At 62.1% G+C, this 18,915-nt stretch carries 14 protein-coding genes; 7 read left to right on the top strand and 7 right to left on the bottom strand.

Translation table 11 applies throughout. From position 1 onward, the window contains the following. Nucleotides 1-486: 486 nt before the first annotated feature. The gene (locus C7401_RS11555; RefSeq protein WP_112171520.1) at nucleotides 487-2,040 is read left to right on the top strand and encodes a methyl-accepting chemotaxis protein; all 1,554 of its coding nucleotides are present in this window, start codon (nucleotides 487-489) and stop codon (nucleotides 2,038-2,040) included. A 185-nt stretch (nucleotides 2,041-2,225) separates the two neighbouring features. Next, a complete protein-coding gene (locus C7401_RS11560) occupies nucleotides 2,226-3,374 on the top strand; it encodes a porin (protein WP_112171521.1) in 1,149 nt (382 codons plus the stop codon). A 14-nt stretch (nucleotides 3,375-3,388) separates the two neighbouring features. On the opposite strand, the gene C7401_RS11565 is transcribed toward C7401_RS11560, so the two are convergent. Both C7401_RS11565 and C7401_RS11570 read right to left on the bottom strand, forming a co-directional pair. Further along, a complete protein-coding gene (locus C7401_RS11565; protein WP_112171824.1) occupies nucleotides 3,389-6,592 on the bottom strand; it encodes an EAL domain-containing protein in 3,204 nt (1,067 codons plus the stop codon). 375 nt (nucleotides 6,593-6,967) lie between these two features. Further along, nucleotides 6,968-7,978 (bottom strand): AraC family transcriptional regulator, encoded by a 1,011-nt coding sequence (locus C7401_RS11570; RefSeq protein ID WP_112171522.1) that lies wholly within the window; start codon nucleotides 7,976-7,978, stop codon nucleotides 6,968-6,970. A gap of 64 nt (nucleotides 7,979-8,042) precedes the next feature. Between C7401_RS11570 and C7401_RS11575 the strand changes: the two genes are divergently transcribed. The 4 genes from C7401_RS11575 to C7401_RS11590 all read left to right on the top strand — a co-directional run bounded on the left by C7401_RS11575 (nucleotide 8,043) and on the right by C7401_RS11590 (nucleotide 11,935). Then, nucleotides 8,043-9,293: an MFS transporter gene (locus tag C7401_RS11575; RefSeq protein WP_112171523.1), complete on the top strand. Its 1,251-nt coding sequence runs from the start codon at nucleotides 8,043-8,045 to the stop codon at nucleotides 9,291-9,293. Between the two features lie 270 nt (nucleotides 9,294-9,563). Further along, the gene (locus tag C7401_RS11580) at nucleotides 9,564-10,310 is read left to right on the top strand and encodes an SDR family oxidoreductase (RefSeq protein WP_112171524.1); all 747 of its coding nucleotides are present in this window, start codon (nucleotides 9,564-9,566) and stop codon (nucleotides 10,308-10,310) included. A gap of 161 nt (nucleotides 10,311-10,471) precedes the next feature. After that, nucleotides 10,472-11,326 carry a DJ-1/PfpI family protein gene (locus C7401_RS11585; protein WP_112171525.1) on the top strand — a complete coding sequence of 285 codons (855 nt, stop codon included), beginning with the start codon at nucleotides 10,472-10,474 and terminating at the stop codon, nucleotides 11,324-11,326. A gap of 126 nt (nucleotides 11,327-11,452) precedes the next feature. Further along, a complete protein-coding gene (locus C7401_RS11590) occupies nucleotides 11,453-11,935 on the top strand; it encodes a YybH family protein (protein ID WP_112171526.1) in 483 nt (160 codons plus the stop codon). Nucleotides 11,936-12,028: 93 nt separating this feature from the next. Here the strand turns inward: C7401_RS11590 and C7401_RS11595 are convergent, their stop codons facing one another. Then, nucleotides 12,029-12,976, bottom strand: a complete 948-nt coding sequence (locus C7401_RS11595) for a GlxA family transcriptional regulator (RefSeq protein ID WP_112171825.1) — start codon at nucleotides 12,974-12,976, stop codon at nucleotides 12,029-12,031. 420 nt (nucleotides 12,977-13,396) lie between these two features. Between C7401_RS11595 and C7401_RS11600 the strand changes: the two genes are divergently transcribed. Then, nucleotides 13,397-13,756 (top strand): GtrA family protein, encoded by a 360-nt coding sequence (locus C7401_RS11600; protein ID WP_112171527.1) that lies wholly within the window; start codon nucleotides 13,397-13,399, stop codon nucleotides 13,754-13,756. Between the two features lie 179 nt (nucleotides 13,757-13,935). Here the strand turns inward: C7401_RS11600 and C7401_RS11605 are convergent, their stop codons facing one another. From C7401_RS11605 to C7401_RS11620, 4 genes are all read right to left on the bottom strand, one after another. Then, nucleotides 13,936-14,649 (bottom strand): class I SAM-dependent methyltransferase, encoded by a 714-nt coding sequence (locus C7401_RS11605; protein ID WP_112171528.1) that lies wholly within the window; start codon nucleotides 14,647-14,649, stop codon nucleotides 13,936-13,938. A 78-nt stretch (nucleotides 14,650-14,727) separates the two neighbouring features. Next, complete coding sequence (locus C7401_RS11610) at nucleotides 14,728-15,816, bottom strand: glycosyltransferase family 2 protein (protein ID WP_112171529.1); 1,089 nt, start codon at nucleotides 15,814-15,816, stop codon at nucleotides 14,728-14,730. Nucleotides 15,817-15,834: 18 nt separating this feature from the next. Next, nucleotides 15,835-17,106: a glycosyltransferase family 87 protein gene (locus tag C7401_RS11615; protein ID WP_258396994.1), complete on the bottom strand. Its 1,272-nt coding sequence runs from the start codon at nucleotides 17,104-17,106 to the stop codon at nucleotides 15,835-15,837. Further along, the gene (locus tag C7401_RS11620; protein WP_258396995.1) at nucleotides 17,103-18,257 is read right to left on the bottom strand and encodes a glycosyltransferase family 87 protein; all 1,155 of its coding nucleotides are present in this window, start codon (nucleotides 18,255-18,257) and stop codon (nucleotides 17,103-17,105) included. The genes C7401_RS11615 and C7401_RS11620 overlap by 4 nt, the downstream gene beginning before the upstream one ends. Nucleotides 18,258-18,915: the final 658 nt, after the last annotated feature.

Below are 18,915 nucleotides of genomic sequence, written 5' to 3' on the forward strand. Positions count from 1 at the left end.
GCGAAGCGATCTCTTGTCATATGGAAATCGATGGCGCTGCTTTCGGGATTGAAGACGAGGGATGAATCGGCTATTGACTTGGCAATGCGAAATAAAATTAAGCAGGGACGCGAGGAGACGCGAAAGCCTTGTCGCACGGCGCTTTTCGGCACGTCAACAGTTCGCTGAAGGAGCGAGGAAATCATGCCGGCACTCAGGCTTGTGGACGCACCGCAGCGGGCCGCCGAAAATCGATTCCTCAGTGATCTGGAAGAGTCTCTTCCAGTTTTCGGCTGAAAGTCGTTGCGTGGAGCGTGCGTTGGCTGTGCTGGCCGCACGCTTGCCCTATATCACCATGCAACGCGACCGACTAGCCACCGCGCGAATAAATGTCCCTTCTCGATTGCGTGCTAATGCAAGGGGCGATTCCGGACGTTAGTGATACCAGTGATTTGCGTAGCTCACATGCGAGCGCGTCACTGATCCTCCGTTCCGGTTACTGTCACTATGATTAAAAATATTAGTATTCGCGCCCGCCTTGGCCTCGCCATGGGTTTTCTCGCGGCCCTGCTGGTGATGGGCGGCCTCATGGGCGTGGTGGGCGTCTTGATGAGCAACCGCGACGTAAAGGAGTTGTACGCGAACCGCCTCGCCTCTTCGCAGGCTTTGGGCCAGTCGAACGTGGCGCTTTCCAGGGCGCGTCTGTGGCTGTATCGCATCGCGCTCGATCCGGCGGGGCCGGAAGTCGAACAGGAAACGCAGACCGCGCACGATCTGCTCGATGCCTCGAAGACAGCGTGGAACGCCTATCGTGCGCTGCCGTTCTCGGGTCCGGAGGAAGCGCGGCGCGCGGCCGACGTGAACGGCAAGTACGACGCGCTCGTCGCCAACGGCCTTGACCAGATGTTCAGCGCGATCGCCACCCGCGACGCCGCGAAGATTCCCCAGGTATGGCGCAGCCTGCCTCCCGCGCTCTTTATCGACGTGTCCGACGGGATGGATTCGCTGGGCGAGATCCAGGTCACGGCCGCGCGCGCCCTGTTCGACAGCGCGCAGGCGCGATTTCGCTGGTTTGTCTGGGTCGCCGCTTTGGGTATCGCGATTGCGTTGGCGGCCGCCGTTTTCGCATGGTGGTCGCTGCAACGGGCCGTCGGTCTGCCGCTCGCTCGCGCGCTCGACCACTTCAAGGCAATTGCGGACGGCGACTTGACGAGCGCTGTCGAAGTCCATTCGGACGACGAAATGGGGCAGTTGATGTCGGGCCTCGACGCGATGCAAGGCAAACTCGTGTGGACCATTGGCGTCGTGCGCAAAACATCGCAGTCGATCAAAGTCACCACGCAGGAAATCTCGGCCAGCAATCTCGACCTGTCGCAACGCACGGAAGAACAGGCGGCGTCGCTCGAACAAACCGCGGCGTCCATGGATGAGCTCACCTCGACCGTGCGCCAGAATGCCGAGAACGCGAAGCAGGCGAACGAGGTGGTGCGCAACACGACGCAACTCACCGAGCGGGGCAATCGGGCAACGCAGGATGTCGTGCAAACGATGCGGGGCCTGTCCGATTCGTCGGGCAAGATCGCTGAAATCATCGGCGCTATCGAAGGTATCGCTTTTCAGACCAATATTCTCTCGCTGAACGCGGCAGTCGAAGCGGCTCGCGCGGGCGAACAGGGCCGCGGCTTCGCCGTGGTAGCCGGCGAAGTGCGCTCGCTCGCGCAACGCAGCGCGACGGCGTCAAGAGAGATCAAGGGCCTCATTACCGACTCGCTCAAACGCGTCGAAGCGGGCGCGAGGCAAGCGGACAGTGCGATCGCCACCATGGAAGCGATTCTGGATTCGATCAGGAAAGCCAGCGCCTTGATGAGCGAGATTGCCAGCGCGTCGGAAGCGCAATCGAAGGATATCGAGCAGGTCAATCGGGCCGTTTCGGAAATGGACCACGTGACGCAGCAAAATGCCGCGCTGGTCGAACAGGCCTCGGCGGCGGCGCTTTCGATGAAGGAACAGGCGGGGCAACTGGACAACGCGGTTTCGGTATTCGTCGTAGGGAAGCATTGAATATCCGATGGGTCGATCATTGTTGATTCTGGAAAAGGCTATTCCAGATCGGCCCATATAAGCCGAAAATACGACGCACTATCCTCCCGCCACTGATCGCAATCGGTCCGCAATTAGTCCGCAATTAATCGAATTGGCAAGCTCGTCGAGTTGCCGGAAAAAGTCCGTCCGGGGAGGCAAATCTAATGAAAAAAGTCGCGATTTTCGGCGCCATTGGCGCATTTTCCGCTGTAACGGCAACGTCGGCGTTCGCGCAGAGTTCCGTCACCTTATATGGACTCGTCGATACGGCAATCCGTTATCAGACGAATGCCGCGCCGGATGGCAAGGACCTGATCGGCATGACGGTCGGTCCGGAAACGCATAGCCGCTGGGGCCTGCGCGGCAGCGAAGATCTGGGCGGCGGTCTTTCCGCGATCTTCCGCCTCGAAAACGGCTTCGAACTCGGCGACGGGAAACTGCATGTGCCGAACACGTTGTTCAGCCGCCAGGCGTATGTTGGTCTTTCGAGCAGCCAGTTCGGCTCGGTCACGTTCGGCAACCAGTACGCACCGATGTACGACACGATGGGCGATATCTTCGACCCGATGGAGGTCGGCGACTACTGGCAAGACAGCTGGATGTACAACGGGATCGGCAATTACCTGACCGTGCCTAACTCGGTCAAGTACAAGTTCTCGTCCAACGGCCTGAGCGTCAACGCAATCTATGGCTTCGGCAACCATGCGGGGGCAATGGGCCTCGACAGCACGTATGGCGTGGAATTGACGTATGAGCACGGACCGGCGTCGATCAACACGGGCTATCAGCAGACTTCCGTTTCGTCCGTGAACGGCAGCTCGGTCAATGGCGCGAAGGTCAGCTTCCTGCACGTAAGCGGCGCGTATCAGATCACGCCGAGCGTCCGCCTGCTGGCGGGCTGGCTGCATGGTCAGGACCAGACCGGCACGACCGACTTCAACATGCAGCAATCCGGTGCGCCGACGCTGCACGGCGGCAGCCCGAACCGCATTGACGACACGTTCTACGTGGGCGGCAACTGGCAGGCCACCACCCCGTTGCTGATTACCGTGGCGGGCTACTATGGCCACACGCGCAATGCCGAAATGCTCGACGGCTCGCTTGGCCGCGGCATCAACTATTCGGCCACGGTGCTTGCCGAGTATTCGTTCTCGAAGCACACCGAGGTATACGGCACCGCGGACTTCGCGCGCGGCAACGGCGCCTTCGCCGCCGACTACCCCGGCGTGACCAACACGGCGACCGGCGCTGTCGACCGGGTCGGCCGCACCAACAATGTCGGTGTGGCGATCGGCATGCGGCAGATGTTCTGATTTTCGCGCGGCACTCACACCAATGCCGCATCGCGCGAACGCAGCCACAGCGTGAGCGCTTCGTGCGGCATGGGCTTCGCGTAGAGAAAGCCCTGCAATTCATCGCAGCCGATGCGGCGCAACGCGTTGGCTTCGTGTTCGTGCTCGACGCCTTCCGCCACCACCCGCAGGCCGAGTTCGTGGCCGAGTTCGACGATCGCGCGAATCACGGCGAGATCGGAAGGCTCGTTGAGCCGCCCGTGCACGAACGCGCGATCGATCTTGAGCCGGTCGAGCGGGTAGCGGTGCAGATAGCTGAGACTCGAATAGCCCGTGCCGAAATCGTCGAGCGACAGCTTGACGCCCAGCGCACGGATCCTCTTGATGGCGTCGAGATAGTGACCGACGCTTTCCATCAGCACGGTCTCCGTGATTTCGAGTTCGAGCCGGTCCGGTTCCACGCCATGCGCTTCGAGCGTCTCGCGTAGATGGGTGACGAGCCGTTCGTCGTCGCGCAACTGGATGGCGGAGAGATTGATCGACACGCGCATGTCGGGCAAACCGGCTTCGCGCCAGCGCGCGATCTGGCGGCACGCTTCCTCGATCACCCACGCGCCGATCGGCAGGATCAGCCGCGTTTCTTCTGCGATGGGAATGAACTCCGACGGCTGCACGAGGCCAAGATCGGGATGTTGCCAGCGCAACAAAGCCTCGACGCTCATCAGCTCGCCCGTCGATGCATCCACGCAAGGCTGGTACGCAAGCCACAGTTCATTGCGCTCGACAGCCGTGCGCAAGCGCGCTTCGATTTCAAGGCGATGACGCGTGCTTTCGGCCATGTCGGGCGAGAAGAACTTCACGAGATTGCGGCCGCTCGACTTCGCGCGGTACATGGCGGCGTCGGCGTTTTGCATCAGCGCTTCGATCGTCGTGCCGTCGTCGGGATACAGGGCGATGCCGATGCTGCACGCGACCTGCAAGGTCATGCCGCCGATCGAGTGGGGCTCGCGCATGAGCGGCAGCAGCCGTTCTTCGATGAGCCGTGCCACGTCGGCGCTGCCGCCCGCGCCCGAGAGCAGCACCGTGAATTCGTCGCCGCCGAGCCGGCTTACGGTGTCGCCCGCCCGCACCGATTGCAGCAGACGCCGCGACACCGAGCGCAAGAGGCCGTCGCCCGCGTGGTGGCCGAGCGTATCGTTGATGTCCTTGAAGCGGTCGAGGTCGATGAACAGCACGGCCACGCGGCCGCTTGTCTGGCGCGCGTGGTCGATGGCCGCCCCCACGCGTTTGGTGAAGAGCGCGCGATTGGGCAGCTCCGTGAGCACGTCGTGTTCGGCGAGAAACTGGATGCGCGCCTCGCTCTTCTTGCGGTCGGTGATGTCGATGAGCGTGCAGATATAGTGCGAGACGCTCGCGCGTTTGTCGCGCACGGCGCTGATCATGAGCCACGCGGGATAGTCGCCGCCCGCGCGACGGCGCACCACGGCTTCGCCGTTCCAGACGCTCGAAATGTCGACGAGGGCGGTCAGTTGCGGCATCAACGGTTCGCCGTTCGGCGAGGCCAGCACGAAATCGGGCAGCGTGCCGCACACGTCTTCGGCGCGATAGCCCGTGGCGCGATAGAACGAGGCATTCGCGGTGAGCAGGCGCCGGTTGCCGTCGAGAATCAGGATCGCCTCCGACGAAGCCTCGAACACCTTCGCCCATAGTTCGAGCCGCTGCTCCATGAGCTTGATCTGGTTGATCGGCGTGAATGCGGTCAACACGGCGTCGCGCCCCTGAAACGTGAGGTGGCGCGCCGAGAGCATGGCCCATGTGGGTTCTTCGCTGCCCATCCAGCGCACTTCGAACTCGTCCACGGCGTCGCGATCGGAAAGCTGCTGGAAAAAGCGCGCACGCACCGCGGAATCGAGGCCCAACGCCCACGGGTCGGACGTGCAGCCGTTGAGCCAGTAAAGGGCAGGGCGATTCGCGTGCAGCACCTCGTGGCCCGGCACGGCCGTGACCATCATCGGCACCGGCGTCGCTTCGACGAGCGCATGCTGCGCCTGCGAGGCGCGCGCCGTGGCCGCGAGTTCCTTTTGCACGTCGCGCTCGCGATCGAGCTGCACGAGCATGTCATTGAAGCCGAGCACGAGCTGGCCGATCTCGTCCTGACTGCGCCAGGTGGCGCGCACGCCGTGGTCGCCCGTGCGGCGCACGGTGTCCATCACGCGCGCGAGCTCGCGCAGCGGCCGCGAGATCTGCTGCGCAACGAGATAGACCATCGACAAAATCCCGCACAGCAGAAAGAGCGCGGTGCCCAGATGGAGCCACATGCGCGAGAAGAGGCCGCGTACGCGCGCGTGGAGCAGCGTGTCGAGCTCGGCTCCCGTGGCGCGCCATGCCTCGCCCACGCGCGCGACGAGCGCCTCATGCGCGGCCTGCGCGGCCGCGCGGCTCGCGGCGTTGCCGCCGGACTGCGCGACCACCGTGCGCGCCGCCTCGCGATATGCCTCTAGCGCGTCGAGCAGATTCGCGACCGGCGTGGCGAGCGCGCGCTTCACGTCCTTGTTGGCGGCGGCCGCTTCGGCGAAATCCGAGCGCAAGCCTTGCGCGACGGCGTCGAGCTGGCCTTCGAGCACGAGATAGCGCGTGCTCAGATCGCGGCGCGCGGGTGCACTGTCCGCGCCGATGCCGCCTTCGCGCAAACGTTGGCCGATGCCGTTCGCGGCGTCGAGCAGCGCCGGATAGCGCAGGATCGACAGCGACATCGAGTAATAGCTGTCCAGATCGGGGTCGAGGATCAGGTTGGACTGATTGCCCACACGCGTGATGAGTTCGCGGCACGCGTCGAGCGCCGCGCGCACGACCTCGGGCGCGGGCGGGTGCTCTGCGCGTGCGCCAACTGCGAGCGCGCCGAGCGCACCACGCGCGCGCGCGTTCAGCTCGCTGCTCTCCAGGTTCGCGCCATATTGCGCTTCGGCGCTCGCGAGCGCGGCCGTCAGGCGGGCGACCCGCTGCGTGTCGACGTGACCGTCGGCGCCGCTTTGGGCGACGTCGATCAGCACGTCTCTCAACGTGCCGAGATACGCATTGCCGATGATCTCTTTTTGCGAGAAGTCGATCGAAATATATTTTTCGTGAATCAGGATGCCGCTGATATACACCACCGCACTCAAATCGAGCAGATAGATCAGCAGCAGCTTGCGCCCGACACGCAAGCGTCCAAGCAAGCGAAGAAACGGATTGTGTTTCATCGGACGCGCCAAAACGACACCGGAAATTGCGCCATATTCATGACCGAACAAACGACGCGCCTGAGAGCAAGCGGCTCACGCCGGAGCGCGCTTGACTCTTGCGTAACGGCAATAGATTACGGCAACTTTAATATGCCAAAATCAATTCACTGTGTTGATGCGCGCTTGCTTCGGTGTGGTGCGTGGGTGCACCAAATGTGGGGGAATTGCGGGGTGGTTGCATGCGCAACCCATAACCGTCGTTCGCACTCCTTGGCGGCCACGACGGCTTTCGGGCTGAAACGGACGCTCGCCGCGTTGCGTTAGCAGGCCAGGCGTGCCGGAGAATCTTCCCCGCTTCGAGTTGTGCGTGTTCGTGCCGGCGTAGCCTTCGACTCAGGTCACGTGAAGCGCCAGCGCCTGCCGACTGGCACCGGGCGGCTGGCCGGTGATGCGCTTGAAAGCACGGCTGAACGCGGCTTGAGACGTATAGCCCAGGCGTTGCGCTACGGCTTCAATCGGCAGCCTGTCCTGGGTAAGCCACTGACTTGCCAGGTGCATTCGCAATGCTGTGGCGTAGCGCAACGGCGGCATGCCAACCGTGGCCTGGAAGCGTTCCGCGAAAACGGAACGGGAGGTATGGCACTGCGCTGCCAGCTCCGCCACGGTCCAGTCGCGTCCCGGCTGTCTGTGCAAGGCGAGGATGGCGCGTGCCAGTCGGGGATCCCGCAAGGCTGCGACGAGGCCAGATGCGTCGTCGCAGCCGCACTCCACCCAGCCGCGCACGATCATGGCGGCGACCACGTCCGCGAGGCGAGCGAGGATACCTGCGAAACCGATCCGCCCGGAGCAAATCTCGCGCTTCATCGAAGCGAGGATCGGCATGAGGCCAGGATAGCGCGGCTCGGTGGCATCCACCACCATGAGGTCGGGCATCAAGGGCGCGAGACCCTGCATGCCGCCAAGATCAAACTCCATGCATCCGTAAAAGAGAATGGCGCTGGGGATGACGCTGGTGCTGGGGCAGGTATCCACGCCGCTTACCGCGTCGCCGAGCGGGGCCACGTCGAAACTGTCGATGTCCTGGGCAGGCGTTTGCGGGCTCGACAAAAGTTGATGGCTAACGCCTTGTGGCACGAACACGGCATTCCCGGCCGACACTTCATGCAAGGTACCGTCGCTCGTGCGCAGGACGGCGGAGCCAACGGCCAGGTAGTGGAAGTAGGCGTGTCCGGGCCTCGCATCGAAGTGCAGGCCGAAAGTCGGCCCGGTCTGGATGCGGCGGTACTGGACGCCTCGCAGGCGCATTCCGGTCAGCAGTTCGCTGATGAGGTCGGAAGACAGCGCAAACGGGTCTGTCGAATTCATTTCAGGCGTTTCGATCAAAAATCCCAGACTCTCAATCATAGATCATCCTGGATCGCGAGCCTAGACTTCGGGTCGGCAATCGTTTTCAAGGGATATTTCTGTGATGAGTGATCGTGTTTATGAAGCTGCGCAAGACGCGCAGTCGGGGGCCGGGCCGGACGTGGAGCCTTCATCGGCGGCCTGGATGGCGGTGTTTTCGCTGACGATGGGGGTGTTCGGGCTATTAACGGCGGAATACCTTCCGGCCAGCCTCCTGACGCCCATGGCCGCCGGGCTGGGGGTGTCGGAAGCATTGACGGGTCAGGCGGTTACGGTAACCGCCGTGACGGCACTGTTTTCCGGGTTGCTCGTGCCGCGCCTCACGCGCCGGCTTGATCGCCGCATCGTCCTGCTGGGCTTTACCGCGCTGATGATCGCTTCCAACCTGCTGGTCGCCCTGTCGTCCAGCCTGGCGGTGCTGCTGACGATGCGGGTTCTGCTTGGCGTCGCCATAGGCGGATTCTGGAGTATGGCCGCGGCGGTGGCGATGCGCCTCGTGCCGGCGAGATCGGTGCCACGCGCGTTGTCGATTATCTTCAGCGGCATCGCGGTGGGCGCCGTCGTAGCGGTTCCACTGGGAAGCTATCTGGGTGGTCTGTATGGATGGCGCAGCGCCTTCATTGCCGCCGCGGCGGTTGGCCTGGTGACGTTGGCGTTCCAGTGGTTCACACTGCCGCGAATGGCGCCGCGCAACGTGGCACGAACCGCATCGGTCCTCGAGTTGCTGCGCCGGCCTGGAATCGGCATTGGGATGCTCGGTTGCGTGCTGGCGCACACCGGTCAATATGCGCTGTTCACCTACATCCGGCCCGCCCTGGAAAGCCTGGTGCACGTTGATGCCGACGGATTGGCCTTGATGCTGCTGGGATTTGGTATCGCCAACTTCGTCGGGACGCTAATGGCGGGTTGGCTGATGGAGCGCAGCCTGCACGCGACCCTCGTCGTGATGCCCGCGCTGGTTGGCGTGGCGGCGCTGGGCATGGTGGCACTCCCGGTTCAAATAACCGGGTTAATGGTGCTGGTGGTGCTTTGGGGGGCGGCGTTCGGCGGCGTGCCTGTGGCGTGGTCGAACTGGGTGGCACGCGCGTTACCCGATCAGGCGGAAAGCGCAGGCGGGATGGTCGTGGCAGCGGTGCAATCATCCATCGCAGCCGGTGCCGCTGTGGGTGGCGTGGTTTTCGGTTTTGGCGGAGTCACAGGGGTTTTCATTACCGCAGGCGTCGTGATGCTGCTTGCGGCTCTGGTGATTGCGCTTCGCGTTAAGGTTGACGCTGCCCGTCGCGGCGTTGAAGCCGGTCATGGCGTTCATTTCTAGGACGCTTCCGCTCTTGTTTTAGGTAACGGCATGGGATTAAACCGCTTCGCTATTTCCCAGTCGTTCCCAAATAACGAATAGTAGTCCGTATATTTGTGAAACGCGCGCCAATTTCGCCAGAAACCCGGTGGCTTTTTTTGAGGGTTATACGTCCTTTGCGTCATCTCCCGTACGTTCCATAATTTGCCCACGAAATCGAGTTGAGGCAAGCGCGGTTGCGCTTTGAATGTTTGGCATTGACCAATACGAAGCACAGAAAGGAACCTACAGATGAGGCTCAAAAATAAGTCGGCGTTGATCACGGGCGGCACGAGTGGCATCGGTCTTGCCACTGCCAGGCTCTTCATCGCGGAAGGCGCCCGAGTGGCGGTGACTGGCCGCGATGAATCCGCGTTTGAACGTGTGAAGGCGGAGTTAGGAGAGAATGCGCTCGTTCTCAAGGGCGATGTCCGTTCGCTCAAGGACATGCGGGCGATTGCCGCCGAGTTGAAAGAGCAGTTCGGCGGTCTGGACATCGTGTTCGCCAACGCGGGTTGGGCTTTTCCGTCCGCAGTCAACGATATCAACGAGGAGCTCTATAGCGAGATCATGGACATCAACGTCAAAGGCGTGGTGTTCACGCTTCAAGCGGTGCTGCCGGACTTGCGGGAAGGCGCGTCGGTCATCCTCAATACGTCGTTCGTCGCGCAGACCGGCCAGCATGGCATTTCGTTGACTGCGGCGGCGAAGGCCGCCGTGCGATCGCTCGCCCGCAGTTGGTCCTACGAGTTTCTCGACCGCAAAATCCGCTTCAACGCGATCGCTCCCGGCGCGATCAACACGCCCCTGATCTCAAAGTGGGGCATGTCCGATGAGTGGGTTCGCGACCGCAAGGCCGAGTTTGCCGAAGCCATTCCGGTGGGCTACATGGGCAAGCCCGAGGATATTGCCTACGCGGCGCTCTATCTCGCTAGCGACGAATCCACCTATGTCGTCGGGACCGAACTGGTTGTCGATGGCGGGGCCTCGCAGCTTTAAGGCTTCGGCTCCCGATTTCAGCCGTTTTCAGCCGCTGCGTGTCATCCCGGCTTATTCGAATTTGAATCAAGCGCCCGCCAGGCATTTCGTCGTGGTGGCTCGTTAATTTGGCCCAACCTGACTGCGCGTGCAGAGGGGCCGAAGTGCAAGGAGAAGTTCTCTTGACCGACAATAGCAACAATCACGCCGCTGGCAAGCCACTCACCAGAGCGGGCCACGCCCGTCGCGACGCGCTCAAGTTTGGAAGTGTTGCCACGCTCGGCGCCATCCTGGGCGGTGGAGCGCTGCTTGGCCACGCCACGCCTGTCCTTGCGCAGCCAGGCAGTAAGGCGGAACTCGCCCCGAATGAACCCCTCAATATTCTAATCGTGAATTACGACGGCGGCACGCTTCTCGATTTCGCCGGCCCCAGCGAGATTTTTCACCGGCTACCGAATACGAATGTTCGCTATGCGAGTCTCAATGGCGGCAACGTCACGCTCGAATTCGGCGTCGTTTATGGCAAGACCGAACGACTGGCCGATATCGAGCGGACTGACCTGATCCTGGTTCCCGGCGGGTCCGATTTGTCGGTGCCGATGCGTCCGGAGTATCAAGCGCAGATCCGGCGTCTGGCTGAAGGCGCCAAACACGTTACGTCGGTTTGCAACGGATCGCTCGTGCTCGCCGCAACGGGCATTCTCAACGGCAAGCGAAGCGCCTGTCATTGGGCCTTCATCAACAAGCTGTCCGAATACGGTGCGATCGGCGTTCCGGATCGCTTCGTAGAGGACGACAACGGCCGGTTCATGAGCGGCGGCGGCGTGACGGCGGGTATCGACTTCGCACTTCGTGTTGCGGCGAAGATGCGCGGTCAACAGGCCGCCGAATTCACGCAGCTTGTGATCGAATACGATCCCGCTCCGCCGTTCCATTCCGGTCACCCCAGAGACGCGCGGCCGGAGGTGATCGCGATGGTCGACAAGGAATTGCCCGGCGCATCCAGGGGGCTCGCACGCGTCCCAGGCGTGCGCTGAAGCGGTCGCAGGCAACGGATGTCGGACGTCCGCTGGTTTCGATGAAGCTGCGGCCGACATGGCTTGCGCCACCTGCCCAGGTTGGCGCGGCCACCTTCAATTCAAACCATGACGGGAAATCATTAGATGCGACGGATTCGTTTATTCGCTGCCGGCCTCGCAGCCTGCCTCTCCTTTTTCGCGTTTGCCGCGCCAGCAGCAGCCAGTGGCCCGCAGCCTCAAATCGAATCGGCCATCAAGGCCGAGAATGCACGGTGGGCGGAAGCCTTTGGACGCGGGGACTATGAGGCAATAGGCCGCCTCTACACGAAAGACGGCGCGCTTTTGCCGCCCGGGGGCGACAAAGTCATAGGGGGCAGCGCGATCGTTCAATACTTCGCAAGCGGGTATGCCGGGTCAAAGCCTCATACCGTATCGTTCAGCAATTACGAGTTCTACGGCAATAACCGGATGGTGACAGAGGTTTCGGATGCGGAAGTCCGTGACCATAGTGGAACGCTCACATATCGCGGTAAGCAGATTCTCGTCTTCCTGAAGCAGGGCGATACCTGGAAGTTGCATCGCGACATGTGGAACGATTACGGTCCGTTGAAATCTGACGACCACTGAGCAGGCGGCAAAATAGATCGCCCTATACCGAAAGCCCCCATAGGACGTTGGACGAACGCCGACCAGGCAGCGCGCTGGTCGGCGTTCGATCGATCAGCGCTCGCTGGTTAGCCGGCTTGCGCGTCGGATCGATTGCGGCGGATGTCCATGCAGTTTGACAAACGCCCTGCGCATGCGCTCCGAATCAGTGAATCCCACGGCTAGCGCAATCTGTTCGATTGGCTCACTCCCATCCTGAAGGCGCAATCGCGCGGCTTCCACTCGCAAGCGCTCGACGGCCCTGGCAGGCGTCTCACCGGTTTCCCGACGAAAGGCTCGTCCAAAATGCCGCAAACTCAATCGTGCCGCGTCGGCGAGTCGTTCGACCGGTAGCGCTTCAGCCAGATGTTCCCTGGCAAAATTCAGGGCGATGCGGATACGATCCGATTCGGGCTCCATTTGCGACATCGCAGAGAATTGGGACTGACCGCCGGGCCGACGATACGGAACGACCAGGAGCCTGGAGACCGTGCGCGCAATTTCCGCGCTCATATCCTTTTCAATCATGGCGAGCGCCAGATCGATACCGGACGCGATGCCCGCCGATGTCCAAACGTGGCCGTCCGCGATATAGATGCTATCGCCCTCGACCTTGGCAAGCGGGAAGCGCGACTGCAACTGAGTTGCGTATCGCCAGTGGGTCGTGGCTCTGCGGCCGTCCAGCAAGCCGGTTTCCGCAAGCAAGAACGCCCCCGTGCACACGCTTGCCACCCGTGTGGTTCTGGCGCCCAGTTTCCTCGCTGCGGCGATGTTCTCCGGTGTCTGCATCGGTTCGATATCGCCGCCCACGAAAATCACGGTATCGAACGTGCGCCTGCCGACCGGCTTTGTTTCGATGGGCAGGCCCGTGTTGCCGGGAATGGGTCCTCCCGCCTGCGAGATGATGTGAAGATCATAGGGGCTACGGCCAGCGGCAGTGGCCACCTGATTAAAAGTCGAGAGTGGCCCCGCAAGATCCAGCGCATCATGGCCACGGCAAACGAAGAATCCAACTCGGTGCATGATGAATCGCCAACTGAAACCGTCGATAAAGCATATTTTACGGAGAACCCTCAAATAGCGCCATTCGAATTTTCCATTCGAGGCGGCAATGAAGAGTTTCGGCAGACCATGATCATGATCGGGCCGCCGTGGTCCCCGACGGCGGCAGCGGTGGTGTACGCGATGTTCTCCGAGCGGATCCTTTCTGGACTGTGTCAATGCATGGTGCCGTGCCAGTTCCTGCTTCGCCAATTTGATCGGCCTGTGTGCGCTCGCGAACGATGCCACACCCCTTCCCGCCGCTGCGCAGCAAGCTGATCCACTATATTTTGAAATGCGAACTATCGCGTGGAGGGACCCGTGCGAGGAGCACTGCCCGACCAAACGGAGGGGCGTCGTGCCACCTGGGCGGTGCGTCACGCGCATGAAGGAGCAACGAGGATGCCGCGCATCATCAGGTTTGGAATGGTTGGCGTCATGGCGACCGGCGTTCACGTTTCGGTCGCCTGGGCCGTCTTCAACTGGCTGGTGCGCGACGCGACAATCGCGAATGTTGCTGCGTTCGTCGTCGCCAACATCGTTTCGTTTCTCATGCAGACGCTGTGGAGCTTTTCCTCTCGTCCGAGCGTTGCACGGTTCTCGCGCTTTGCCACCGTATCGGCCGCAGGTTTTCTGGCAGCCGCGACGATTCCCTGGGTGTGCGGCCGGCAGGCTATCTGGCTTCCTACCGTTGCTGTCGTCGTGTGTATTCCGGCGCTGTCTTATGTTCTGCATGCCAGATGGACTTATCGGGTGGCGTAGCCGCGCCCGATGTATGTCGCCATCCTGCATCTCAGTTGCGGTTAGCCAAACCCCCGAACCTTCCCGAATAATTCGATTTGAAGCCGCCTTGCCGGGTTCCGTCCGGCGATACCCGATGCAGGCAGGCGTGCTTCGAATCCCGGTCGTCACGCTGCGCCCGCGCGGGGCGCAGCATGCCTTCATGGCTTGCGCGCGACACAGAAAATCGTCAGGCCGCCTATGCGATTGAAGCGCATGAGTGCCAACTCCGTCGAGCAGAGCGACTGGAGGACCCGATTGACGAACGGGTGATGCGCATGCATCTGCGACTTCGGGGCATTGGCGGGCCGGTGTGTTCTTTCCGCAAGACGCAGTGCCGCGGCAATCGGCAAGACCAGGCCGAAGTAATAAGCGCTGTGCTCGATTTCGAGGCCGGCACCGCGCACGGTCCTCTCCAACTGACCGAGCGTGTAGCGGCGCTTGTGGCCGAGGAATGTGTCGTGTGTGCTCCAGAGGCACTGGAACGCCGGCACGGTAATCAGAAAGCGCCCACCCGAGGGCACCTTGGCGGCGTACTCGCGCAGCAGTCCCGCATCGTCGTCGACATGCTCCAGGACATCCATCAGCAGCACCAGGTTTGCGTCGACCGGCTCGACGGTGCGCAGGTAGCGAATCGGCTTGCCCGCTTCGCGAGCTTCGGAGTCAGCCGGATAGCTGATATCCACGCACCATGCTTCTTGTGCGCCCGCATGCGCGAGCAGGTATTTGGAAAAGAATCCGGAACCCGCGCCCACGTCGAGTACGCGCGCGCCCGGCGGCGTGCCGAGAAAGCGGCGCATGGCGCGCGCCTTTGACGCGTAGTACCAGTGCGCCCCGACTTCCGGGCCAAGGACATCGATCTCTTTCAGGTCCATGAACGAACTCCTGTTGTGGCGTACGTCATGCGGCGCGCCGCGTACGCACTGGATTGAACGCGTGGAGATGCGCAAGCTTTAACGCGAAGCGATGCGCAAGCGCGGCGCGGTACGTGTGCGCCGCGGCGCATCGGTTCGCGCCTGGCGGCTGCTCTCGCGCACCATGGGAAGCGTGCTGACCTTCGTGCGAACCTCGTAGCGGCGACGCACGAGATAGATCGGCCGGCCTTTGGACTCGTCGTAGATGCGTCCGACGTACTCGCCGATCACGCCGATGCCGACAAGCTGTATGCCGCTCATGAAAAGCACGACCGAAAGCATCGATGCGTAGCCGGGTACCGGATTGCCCAGGAGCACCGTGCGCGCGATGATGAAGCCGCCGTACAGGAACGCGAGCAGGGCAAGGACACAGCCGATGTACGTCCAGCTGCGCAGCGGCACCGTGCTGAAGCTCGTGATGCCTTCGAGCGCGAAATTCCAGAGTTTCCAGCCGGAGAATTTCGAATGCCCGGCGCTGCGCGGCTCACGCTCGTAGTCGAGCGTCACCGTGCGGAATCCGACCCATGCGAACAGTCCTTTCATGAACCGGTGCCGCTCCGGCAACTGGCGCAGCGCGTTGACCACGCTGCGATCGATGAGCCGGAAGTCTCCGACGTTTTCCGGGATCTTCACGTCGGAGAGCAGGTTGTGCACGCGATAGAAAAGCGCCGCCGTCGTGCGTTTGAGAAACGAGTCGCAGGCGCGGTTGGCGCGCCGCGCCAGCACGACCTCGGCGCCGTCGCGCCACTGCTCGATCATGCGGGGAATGAGCGACGGCGGGTCTTGCAAGTCCGCGTCGATGGCGATGACCGCGTCCCCGACGGCTTCGTTGAGCCCGGCGGTCAGCGCGGCCTCCTTCCCAAAGTTGCGCGTGAGGTCGATCACCCTGATGCGACCGTCGCGTTGGCTTGCGAGAACCAGCTTGTCCAGCGTGGTATCGCGGCTGCCGTCGTTGACGCAGACGATCTCGAAGCGGATCGATTCGATCGATTCCATCGTCGCGACGATCTGCTCGAAGAACACCCCGACACTGTCCTCTTCGTTGTAGAACGGCACGATGATGGAGACGACGGGGTTCGCGAGCGCGGATCCGGCGTGGCGCGCTTCCCCGGTAATGGTCTTGTTCATGATGTTTCCCCCCTCTTATTAACGCGCGGTCGCGTTGGTCATGACTGCCTGAGCGTTTCGCTCACGCGCGATCTGCGTGACCAGCATCCAGAGCGTGGCCATCGAGATGAGCGGCGTGAAGGGAACGTGCAGATGCGAAACGATCGTGAGCCCGGCGATGGGCGCGAGCCAGAGTACGGCCAGCCATTCGCGTTGTCCGCGCTGGAAACCGTGTTCTCTCGCGTGGTGGATCACCCACACAATCAGGATTCCATACCATGTGAGGTCGTAGTCGTAGAGGTATGGACTCACGAGCAGGCTGGCGCAAACGAGTACGGCGGCACGCAGGCCATAGGCGCTGGGCCGGCCCCATGCGTAGCAGACGGCAGCGGCGGCGCACAGGGCCGATACGGCCTGCACCGCGGCCGCAACCGTGGTCGGTGCATGGAGCAGCTTGAGCGCGGCGAAGGGCGTGGGCACGCGAAACATCAGCGCCCGTCCGGTTTCGACGTAGCTGTTGGCGAGCGCCACGTTGTGCAGGAATGCGGCCAGCGTTTCGCCGCCGAATGCCACGACCGAGAGTGCCAGCGAAATCGCCACTGCGGCCGTCATCGCGCCGAGCGCGCGCCATGAGCGCGAAGCCAGAAGCGCAAGCGGAATCAGCACACAAAGCTGCGGCTTCATGGCGACAAGCGCGAAGCACACACCGGCGAGTATCGGCCGACGGCGCAGCAGCACAAGCCCGAGGCCCACCAGCGAGGCCGTGAGGAAACTGTTCTGGCCGGACGTCAGCACGAGCGCGCAACCCGGGAAGGCCAGCGCGATAAGCGCCGTGCGCGGGTGCGGTGCGATCGTCTCGACGACTTTCACAAACAGGGCGAGCGAGCCGAACAGGAAGATTGGCGCAGCAAGCGTGAACGGCAGCAGGGCCAGCGGGTAGACGAACAGCAAGAAGGTGGGCGGGTAGAGCCACGGCAGGGTGCCCACGGCGCGCCCAGCGGCATGCTGCTCGATGGGACTCAGGATGGCGAGGTTGTAAGCGTCGGCGGCGTGTCCCTGCAAAGCCAGATGCGACGCGCTCCAGATCGGCAGTAAATCCACGGCCAGCGGGCCGAGTTGCGGATCCTTGAGCCACCACACGTGATAGGCGTAAGCCAGCGCCATCCCGGCGTAGTAGACGAGCGCGGCGACCGGATAGATCCACAGCCGCGTGCCGCTCAACCAGTGCGTGCGGCGTTCTTTGGCCGGGCGCGCGCATCCGGTGACGGACGCATTCGTGCCCATCGTGTCGGGGACGATTATCGGGTTCATTGACGGCCCCTCGTTTGTTGGGTGCGTGCGCGGCGCAGGATCGCGAGCAGCATGAGCAGCAGGATCAAAGGGCCGACTTGCGGCAGTTGCATCACCGGATTGGCGAATTCGAACACGGGGAGGAGCCAGGCGAGCACCAGCACTTGCTGCTCGCCCGGCAGCCACCCGCGACGCAATCCGGTCGCGAGAAGGCAAGCCGAGGACATACCGATCCACACCAGTTCGTAATGCCAAACGTAGGGGTTGACGATCAGCGTGGCCGTTGCGAGCGCGGCAGCGCGCAGTGCCGTATCACGCGACGTGCGCCAGACGCTGTATGCGCCGCAGGCGGCGATGAGGGCAACGGCTGCGTGCAGCAGTTCCGCCACGGCCAGTGACGCGCCCGTGATCCGGAGGGCGGCGAAAACGGTCGGGGAAGCGAGCCAGAAGCGCACGGCGTTCTCGAGGACGAGTTCGCGCGCCAAGTGGACATTGCCGGCGAAGAGTTGAAGTGAGTCGAGTCCATAGAGCGTCACGCTCGCCAATGCGAAAAGCAAAGCCGTCACCGCAGCAACGCCGAATACTTTCCATGCACGCGTCGCAATCAGAACGAGCGGAAACAGGATGGCAAGTTGAGGTTTGATCGCAAGCACTCCGATGCATATTCCGGCAACCACGGGGCGTTGCTTGATCGACGAGACGGCAAACGCGGCGAGCGCCGCAGTGATCAGTGCGTTTTGCCCGTAGACGGCGCAAAGCATGATGCAGGGCATGGCGAGCACGACGTACCGCGCCGCAGTCGTGCCGAGCAGGCTCTTCTCGAGTCCGGAAACGCGCAAGGTCGCGACGACGAATGCATACGCGCTGGCGCCTATGAAGGCGAAGTAGGAAAGGGCAAGCGGCAGCAGCGCGAGTGGCGTGACGAACAACAGGAACGTCGGCGGGTATAGCCAGGGTAGAAACTTGCCGCTGAGCACGCCGCCGGTGACTGCCGCCTCAATGTGGGAAAACGTCGGGTAGTCGAAGACCATGGACGCCTGCCCATGCAGCGCGGCGTAACTTGCCGACCAGAAGGCCGCGAAGTCGGCCCCCGGAAGCGCACCGCTACTAATGGCAAAGCCGTGAGTCGTCACCGCCCAGGTCACCATAAAGCCGGCGTCGACGATGAGCATTGCGGTGCTGTAGAGAATGAGCCGCTCGCGCGAAAGCCAGGATGGCACGGCCGAGTGCGAGCGTGTGGAGTTCCACTCAAGTGGATGCATTTTTTCAGCCCCCGCTGACTATTTTCAGTAGGCGGCACTGCCGCCGATTTCTATTTCCCCGTTCACGTAACGCGTGCGATGCACGTTGGTCCGTACGTGTTGCCGGGATTATTTGGAGATCGGCGCGCATCGAGCAATGCGGAGTGCATTGCAAGCGTTGGAGAGCGAACACTCCGTTGCGAAAGGCCCATTTCAATGAAGGGAGTGCTGAGGAATTAGAGGCTTTTGACGCGTCTTTTCAGGGTTTATATCGACGGGTAACTACTCAATTTGCGGTACGAGGAGATGCACGCGTGTTGGCATAAGCGTGTGCTTAATGATCGTGCCGGATGTTTTACCGATAGTTGACTTGTCCAGTTGTGTATTGATGGCTGTGTGAGTCACATCTCTTGTGTTGCCATCGTTGTTATGAGAAAAGTCCTAGAAATATAGGTGTAAATGAGAATCGAGATGTTTTGTCCATGAAGGAGAGGTGTCATGTCAGGGTTTCTATTAGTGGAGAACGCATGTTCTTTTTTGGGGGGTCGACAGCGAGTTTGGAGGTGTAGGTCACACGTGGCGTGTCAAA

Source organism: Paraburkholderia unamae (assembly GCF_003268775.1).
Classification (GTDB): domain Bacteria; phylum Pseudomonadota; class Gammaproteobacteria; order Burkholderiales; family Burkholderiaceae; genus Paraburkholderia; species Paraburkholderia unamae.

Bases quoted from the DNA above. Each gene is read 5' to 3' on its own strand.
- C7401_RS11555 (WP_112171520.1), top strand. From the start codon at position 487: ATGATTAAAAATATTAGTATTCGCGCCCGCCTTGGCCTCGCCATGGGT.
- C7401_RS11560 (WP_112171521.1), top strand. From the start codon at position 2,226: ATGAAAAAAGTCGCGATTTTCGGCGCCATTGGCGCATTTTCCGCTGTA.
- C7401_RS11565 (WP_112171824.1), bottom strand. From the start codon at position 6,592: ATGAAACACAATCCGTTTCTTCGCTTGCTTGGACGCTTGCGTGTCGGG.
- C7401_RS11570 (WP_112171522.1), bottom strand. From the start codon at position 7,978: ATGATTGAGAGTCTGGGATTTTTGATCGAAACGCCTGAAATGAATTCG.
- C7401_RS11575 (WP_112171523.1), top strand. From the start codon at position 8,043: ATGAGTGATCGTGTTTATGAAGCTGCGCAAGACGCGCAGTCGGGGGCC.
- C7401_RS11580 (WP_112171524.1), top strand. From the start codon at position 9,564: ATGAGGCTCAAAAATAAGTCGGCGTTGATCACGGGCGGCACGAGTGGC.
- C7401_RS11590 (WP_112171526.1), top strand. From the start codon at position 11,453: ATGCGACGGATTCGTTTATTCGCTGCCGGCCTCGCAGCCTGCCTCTCC.
- C7401_RS11595 (WP_112171825.1), bottom strand. From the start codon at position 12,976: ATGCACCGAGTTGGATTCTTCGTTTGCCGTGGCCATGATGCGCTGGAT.
- C7401_RS11600 (WP_112171527.1), top strand. From the start codon at position 13,397: ATGCCGCGCATCATCAGGTTTGGAATGGTTGGCGTCATGGCGACCGGC.
- C7401_RS11605 (WP_112171528.1), bottom strand. From the start codon at position 14,649: ATGGACCTGAAAGAGATCGATGTCCTTGGCCCGGAAGTCGGGGCGCAC.
- C7401_RS11610 (WP_112171529.1), bottom strand. From the start codon at position 15,816: ATGAACAAGACCATTACCGGGGAAGCGCGCCACGCCGGATCCGCGCTC.
- C7401_RS11615 (WP_258396994.1), bottom strand. From the start codon at position 17,106: ATGAACCCGATAATCGTCCCCGACACGATGGGCACGAATGCGTCCGTC.
- C7401_RS11620 (WP_258396995.1), bottom strand. From the start codon at position 18,257: ATGCTCATCGTCGACGCCGGCTTTATGGTGACCTGGGCGGTGACGACT.